Annotated in this window: 5 protein-coding genes; 3 read left to right on the forward strand and 2 right to left on the reverse strand. The window is 44.9% G+C overall.

Going from position 1 to position 6,918, the window contains the following annotated elements:
• The first annotated feature begins 568 nt into the window (after nucleotides 1-568).
• The gene (locus ACUVJL_RS06915; RefSeq protein ID WP_445245181.1) at nucleotides 569-1,327 is read left to right on the forward strand and encodes a PEP-CTERM sorting domain-containing protein; all 759 of its coding nucleotides are present in this window, start codon (nucleotides 569-571) and stop codon (nucleotides 1,325-1,327) included.
• A 338-nt stretch (nucleotides 1,328-1,665) separates the two neighbouring features.
• Here the strand turns inward: ACUVJL_RS06915 and ACUVJL_RS06920 are convergent, their stop codons facing one another.
• Complete coding sequence (locus ACUVJL_RS06920; protein WP_445245182.1) at nucleotides 1,666-3,750, reverse strand: ABC transporter ATP-binding protein; 2,085 nt, start codon at nucleotides 3,748-3,750, stop codon at nucleotides 1,666-1,668.
• A gap of 447 nt (nucleotides 3,751-4,197) precedes the next feature.
• Between ACUVJL_RS06920 and ACUVJL_RS06925 the strand changes: the two genes are divergently transcribed.
• Complete coding sequence (locus ACUVJL_RS06925) at nucleotides 4,198-4,713, forward strand: GNAT family N-acetyltransferase (RefSeq protein ID WP_445245183.1); 516 nt, start codon at nucleotides 4,198-4,200, stop codon at nucleotides 4,711-4,713.
• 90 nt (nucleotides 4,714-4,803) lie between these two features.
• Entirely contained in the window at nucleotides 4,804-5,325 is a 522-nt protein-coding gene (locus ACUVJL_RS06930; protein WP_445245184.1) for a GNAT family N-acetyltransferase, read from the forward strand.
• 70 nt (nucleotides 5,326-5,395) lie between these two features.
• Here ACUVJL_RS06930 and ACUVJL_RS06935 read toward each other — a convergent pair whose 3' ends face one another.
• Nucleotides 5,396-6,673 (reverse strand): tetratricopeptide repeat protein, encoded by a 1,278-nt coding sequence (locus tag ACUVJL_RS06935; RefSeq protein ID WP_445245185.1) that lies wholly within the window; start codon nucleotides 6,671-6,673, stop codon nucleotides 5,396-5,398.
• Nucleotides 6,674-6,918 lie beyond the last annotated feature (245 nt).

The raw sequence follows: 6,918 nt of genomic DNA on the forward strand, positions 1-6,918 counted from the left end.
CAAGCTGATGCGACCACCACTGCCACGCGCCGAACAGCATTGCGGTGATTGTGGCTAATTCGGTTATTTTGCCGACGGTTGCTTCGCGCCCACCGTTCGCCCTGCCACACTCCGCAGATGCAGGCGTGAGCCAGTTCTCACGACAGCACTCGGTTCAATATGCTGATGATGTGGCTGTTGATATTCTGAAACAAAGTTAATGAATTCATCCGGTTGATTTTTTAAACGACTCTTCAATCTAGCAAGCTTAACAAAGGTTGTGTTTTTGTAAGGGCTCACGCTACCTGCTCTCTACAGCATTTATGCAGCTAACCTTATGGTTAAGATTTAATAATTTAAATACACAACTAGGGGTTTTTAAGTAAGCTAGCTAGTATTTAGCTAATTTGATTAGTGAGTGATATCATGTCCGATCGAGTGACCGCGATTAAAAGGGCGGGTTTTTGAGATTGTCAATTATTGGCAGATATTTTTCGTGAACCCGCCCCTACCGTATTAGGGGTAATCGACCGGACATGATATGAGCTTTCCAGTCAAGTTGTTTACGATAAAAGGAAATTTACTTTTCATGAAAAATCTCTACCACAAAGTCGCAGTTGCCTCTGCTTGCACCGCTCTAGGTTTTGTTCTGGGAGCCAGCGAAGAAGCTAAAGCAGCTTCGTTTACCTTTGCACCTACTATCACTTTTGAAGTCATAGATTTAGATGATCAATATTACTTCGGTGGCCCCGGTCGCTTTGACGGACTGGGAGACCTGGTTTTCCCTGGTAATTTTGATACTGTGGTGAGGGGAACGTTGGGTGAAACAGCACAGTTTGCCGAATTCAATATCGGCAGCTTTTCTCTCGCCCCTAATACAGTTATTAGCAGTGCTGTTTTTCAGGCTGAGATTTTAACTTTTCTAGTCTATGGTCTTGGAGTGAGCGCTACTAACCCTGGTAGTCTTGGTATCTTCGGCTATGTAGGAAACGGAACAGTCGATGCCTCAGATTTTGAAGCGGGAGTATTGTTAAGTTCTGTAGATGTTTCATCATCATCTGCCGGTGATATTCTTAGCTTTGACGTGACTCCGTTTCTTAATCAGCGAGTTAGCAATGGCGATACTTTTGCTGGGTTTGGCATTCGCGCCTTGAACTTTGGTAGTCTCGCCCTGGAAAGAGGCCAATTTTCAGGTATCCAACCCAGGCTGATAGTTGAAACCGCCGACGTTACCGAGTCTGTGCCTGAACCAACCACAATCCTCACAGCAGCTGCAGCCTTGGGCTGGGGAGGATGGCTGAAACGAAAGAATTCAAGTCAGCAGAATAAAACAAAGTCACAAGGTTAATCTATTGTTTGACAGGATTTGCGGGCAACAGTTTGCTGGAAAACCCACCTGAAAGTGCAGCAGACTAATCCCTCAACCAACACCCAAAAGGTTTTGAGTTGAGTAACGAAGCGAAAAGATACGCTTGCTGTGCATAAGTCAATAAAAGAGAGTGGCGAGATGCCTTGAATCAGGTTCAAGGCATCTCGGACAATCTTATGAGTCAATAAGCCTGTCTATAATGCACTATCTTTTTGGAGCTTCAGCGGCTTCAATGCTTTTACAATCAAGGTTCCAGAGGCCTTGTCACCCCGCCAATAAAAACCCTCTTCCTTCCTTATTCCTTCTTCCTTTTTCGGTTAACTTCCCAGCATTTGCAACTTGTACAAACTGGCATACAACCCTTCTTGCTGCAACAACTCTTCGTGGCTGCCAGACTCTACTAATTGGCCGCGTTTGAGCACTAAAATGCGATCGACATTTCGGATAGTCGAGAGCCTGTGGGCAATAATTATCGCCGTTCTGTCCGCCATCAAACGCTCTAGAGCTTGTTGAATTAAAGCTTCCGTCCCCACATCCAAACTAGCAGTTGCCTCGTCGAGCACTAATATACTGGGATTGCGAATAGCGGCGCGAGCAAACGCTAATAATTGCTTTTGTCCCCCCGAAAGATTCGTCCCCCGTTCCCGCAATTGCGTATCATAACCTTGAGGCAATTCCTCAATTAATCTGGCAACATTTGTCTTTTCTGCTGCTGCTTGAATTTCCTCAATCGAGTAATTTTCTCCCAGGCTGATATTGCTCTTCACGTCACCAGCAAATAGAAAGCCATCTTGGATAATCACGCCTATGTGCCTGCGCAACTCTGCTTGAGGCAAATCCCGAATATCCACATGATTAACCAGAATCCGCCCTCGGGTGGGCTCGTAAAGGCGGCAGAGGAGACGGATAATCGAACTTTTGCCCGCACCCGTGGGGCCGACTAATGCTACTTTTTCGCCGGATTTGATGGTGAAATTGAGGTTTTGCAGGACATATTCGTCTTTTTTGTAAGCAAACCACACGTCGTCAAATTGGATTTCTCCCGATTCAGAATTCTGGGATTTTGCCTTTTCTTCCCCCCGAAGCTTGGGGGGGTTGGGGGGGTTGGGGGGGGGGAATTTGGGATTGTTAGGCAATAAACGATATTCTGAACTTGCTGGATTTTGATGATTATCTGCCAATTCTCGATCTAACGGAGACAAGTTGTAAGCAGTTGTCTCTGGATGTCCAGTTATCAACCACGGTGAATAACCTGCCCTTCTTCCTTCTTCCTTCTTCCTGACATCCGTTACATCCGTTACATCCGTTACAGAATCCGTTGCCGAACTTCCTTCTTCCTTCTTCCCGATGGTTGGATCTTTAATTTCGATCGGTTCGTTGAGGATATCGCTAATCCGTTCGACGGCCGTAAATCCTGCTTGAATTGCAGTAAATTTCTCAGCAAATTGCCGCAGCGGATCGAAGAGACGCTGAGCAAATAAAATGAATGCAGAGAGAGTACCGAAGTTAAGATTACCGGCTAAAACCCTTTGACCGCCCATCCACAAAACGGCTGCGATCGCCACTAATGCAATCCATTCTAAGGTCGCAGATACGGCTGAGTCGTAAAAAATAGTTGTATCAACTGCTTTAATGTAGAGTTTATTGGTGACGCGAAACAATTCTGAGTTGAATCTTTCGCGGCGGAATAGCTGCACTACGCCAATACCCGTCAGGTTTTCTTGCAGTTGTGCGTTGAGATCGGAAAGTTCTTCTCTGGTAGTGTAATTTGCTTGGCGATATTGATGCTGGAAATAAACTATGACTCCGGTAATTGGTATCATCATCAGCACCAACATTAAAGCTAGTTGCCACTGCAGGGTAAACATGAAAATGGCAATTACTAAAATTGAAAATAAATCGCTGACAATGCCGATCGCTCCGCTGGAAAACACTTCCCCCAAAGCTTCGACATCGCTGGTGAGGCGAGTCATCAGTTTACCGACAGGAGTGCGGTCAAAAAATCTCACTGCTAGCGATGTGACGTGGACGAACAAATCATTTCTAATATCAGTAGTAATTATTTGCCCTACTTTCGTGACTAAATAGCCTTGAACTGATTGCAGTGCTAATCTAATTGTTATAGTTAGCATCAGCAAAACTGCCAGAATATTCAATGCAGCCGATAAAGGCAATCCCCGCAAAAATTCGTAGGTAGGTTCCGCGCGAATTACGGAAATTGCCTGTCCGATGAGAATCGGTTGTATTGCTCCTGAGACTGCTAGCGGTACTAATAGTGCGATCGAAATAATCAACAAGCGTTTGCTGCGCCATGCGTAAGAGGCCAACCTCATGAATAACCGCCAGTCTGTGTCGCGGCCGGGTTGGTTTTTGGTGTCTGCTACTGGTGAGGAAATGGTCATCCGATTTTAGATTTTAGATTTTAGATTTTAGATTGCCGAAGCTATTATGCTGCTAAATTCGGGGGCTTTTGCTGAGAAGAACGAGCTGTTTTTTCGCTGCGCGGCTTGTAGGGCCCGCTGGCGATATCAGTGCGATCGGTATTTGAGCAAAAAAGCTGTACAATATATCCAACTAATAATTGTAGCAAATAGAGTCAGTTAAATTAGGGAATCTTCTACAGATCCAGCAAATTCTCGCTCCCGATAGCACTCAGTCGCCCATATTTATTACAACTGCGGATACCCGCTACTTGCCACTTTATGCCTTTGGAGATAGAGTTCGCCACTGGTTTTATTTGCTGGGTCAAATGCTGGCTTTTCAAAATGCAGTTCACTGCATTGAAGAGATAGATTCTACATTTCACCGTCGTCCCAAGGAAAGTGTATTAGACTTTTTGCTTATAAATTATGCAAGAAATAGAGACAGCCCGATTGTATCTGAGACAATTTACGCCAAATGACTTAGAGGATCTGTACCGCTTTTACAGCGATTCAGAAGTGATGAATTATGTCAGCGAAGGCGTCAGAAATAGAGAAGAAACAGCAGCCGATTTATTTCTAATAATCGCAGATTGGGAAAAACACGCTTTCGGTTTGTGGGCTGTTGTCAATAAAGAAAATAACCAATTGATCGGCGACGGGGGGCTTCGCTTCTTAGGCAAAACACCTGAAGTAGAAGTCGGTTACGTGTTAGCAAAAGCGTATTGGGGGAAAGGTTTAGCATCGGAAGTTGCAGCGGCTAGCCTCAAGTATGGATTTGAAGCATTGAAACTCAAAAAAATTGTTGCTGTTGCAAATACCGAAAACAGATCCTCGCGGCGGGTAATGGAAAAAGTGGGGATGAGATACCAGCATAACCTCGAGGATACCGAGCGAGTATATTATTCAATCTCGCGAAAAATCTACCAGTCAAAAGTAGTTTAGTTGACTTGAGGAAGGAAACCCAACCAAAATGTTTGTAGCAAGACTTGTCAAAAATGGTATCATAATCTAGTGGTAAAAATTATATTAATCATGCGAGAGATAGAGACAGTCCGATTGTATCTGAGACAATTTACGCCAGAGGACTTAGACGATCTGTACCGCATCTACAGCGATCCGGAAATAATGAAATACCTCGCAGGAGTTAGAACTAGAGAAGCAACAGAAATCGCCATTCATACCATACTCAAATGTTGGGAAGAAAACAACTTCGGAATGTGGGCTTTAGTACATAAAATAGACCGTAAAATGATTGGTCGCTGCGGACTGGCTTTGCTGGACCAGACACCGGAAGTTGAGCTAGGCTATACCCTCGACAAAGTTTATTGGAATCAAGGATTGGCGACTGAAGCATCTTTTGCTAGTCTCAACTATGGATTTCAAATATTAAAGTTGGAGAGAATAGTTGCGATCGCCCGCCCAGAAAATATCGCCTCCCAGCGGGTGATACAGAAAGTTGGCATGAAATATGAAAAAAATGCTCATTATTACGAAACTGATGTAGTATATTATTCTATGTCGCGAGAAAGTTACCAGTCCCAAGTATTTTCGTAGGGTGCGCAATGCGCACCTTACTGCATTTAAATTACTCACATCGCAAATTGACATTATTGTCGGCTGACAACTAGGAAGTCCTTTGCAATTGCTTGTTAACTTTTTGAATTTTCTTAGCAAAATACTCTTGTCGGTGTCCCAATCTTTTAGCCACTTCCAACCCTTTTTGATAGGCTTCCAAAGCTTTATCGTAAGCCGTCATCTCTTGATAAACTTGACCGATATTGTCGTAAGCGTTCATCAATCCGTAGAAATTGTAAGCCCGCTCTTCTAACAGCAACTGCATTTGATAAATCCGCAAAGTCGGCTCCCATTGCTTTTGCGATCGATAAAGTAAAGCTAATTTCTCCAAAGCTTCACTAGCTTGGGCATACTGTTGAATGGGGACGGCTAGATTGTATGCTTCCTGATAGTATTGAGCTGCTAAATTGATTTGACCTATGGTTTGGTAATCGGTGGCGATCGCAAATTTGAGCGCTGGTATAGCGCTCGGGTTTTGTAAGTTAAGATACACCGATGTTAGTTTTTCACGGGCGGCGATCGCCTTTAGGGGTTGTTTCGACTGCTGGTAAACGTAGGCTAACTGTCTCAGAGTATCTACCTCAGTTGGAGGAGTTACAGGCTGCGGCGGCGCGCCGTTTCCCGCAACTACAGCAGAATTTGGTACAGCAGAATTAGCAGCAAATAAAGCGCGGTTTTCCTGAATTAAAGTGGCCAATTCCTCATACACGGCAGCAGCTTTATCGTAACTCAACCAATTGATGTGAATTAGGGCGATCGCCTTCAAAATCTGACCTTCAGCTAATATATCTTGGTTTTGGCGCGCATTTTGGAGAATTTCTTGGTAAACTTCTACAGTCGGGCCTTTAGCGCGCACCTGCTGAAAAGCTGCAGCCAAGGCGGGGAGCAAGTCAGTATTAACTGGTACTTGGGATTTGACTTCTTTTTGAATTGCTTGCAACCGTTTGGTAATAAGCTGTAGTTCCAGGTTTTTACTGTTACTCCAAGCAACACTTCCCACCCGACTCAAAGCAGCAATTTCCGCCGCCGGGCCCAGATACCTGCGCAGCCGTAATTCTCGGAACCAAATTTCAAAAGCACCAGCCCCATCTCCAGCTTGCAGTTTAGCCACTGCTTCTAAGTTTAACTCCTCCAAAGCCGCTGTCAGTTCGTCCCGCTGAGTGCTGCTCAAAGATTCACTGGCGGGAGTTAGGGGATCGGGTGTGGTAATTTCTAGAGGATTAGGAGAAAATTGATCGAGGGCTGGTGGATTAGTTTGGGCGCTAGCAATAGAACCAGCACACAGCCACAAAAAAAGCAAGCACCCAATTGGCACAGAACTTCTCATAAAAATACTCGGTAAGTGGGAAACTCAGTGACTTCAGCCCTGAGAGGAAAACGACCCGGCGGTTTCAACCGCCTTGAATCCCCTTTCGGGGTTGGAGAGGTCGAGTTGCCTCTGGGGTGAGGTATGGTTGCCTCAATCTCCTTTTGGGGTAGAAGAGACGACCTGCCAGGTCGTCTGTACTTCGCCAAGGTTATCGGGGCTTGTCACGCTTACAGCACTGTCGAGAGTGACTTTAAGACTGTTTA

The sequence above is a fragment of the Microcoleus sp. OTE_8_concoct_300 genome (assembly GCF_031383065.1).
Lineage (GTDB): Bacteria > Cyanobacteriota > Cyanobacteriia > Cyanobacteriales > Microcoleaceae > Microcoleus.

Coding starts and splice junctions, on each gene's coding strand:
- ACUVJL_RS06935 (WP_445245185.1), bottom strand. CDS start 6,673: ATGAGAAGTTCTGTGCCAATTGGGTGCTTGCTTTTTTTGTGGCTGTGT.
- ACUVJL_RS06930 (WP_445245184.1), top strand. CDS start 4,804: ATGCGAGAGATAGAGACAGTCCGATTGTATCTGAGACAATTTACGCCA.
- ACUVJL_RS06915 (WP_445245181.1), top strand. CDS start 569: ATGAAAAATCTCTACCACAAAGTCGCAGTTGCCTCTGCTTGCACCGCT.
- ACUVJL_RS06925 (WP_445245183.1), top strand. CDS start 4,198: ATGCAAGAAATAGAGACAGCCCGATTGTATCTGAGACAATTTACGCCA.
- ACUVJL_RS06920 (WP_445245182.1), bottom strand. CDS start 3,750: ATGACCATTTCCTCACCAGTAGCAGACACCAAAAACCAACCCGGCCGC.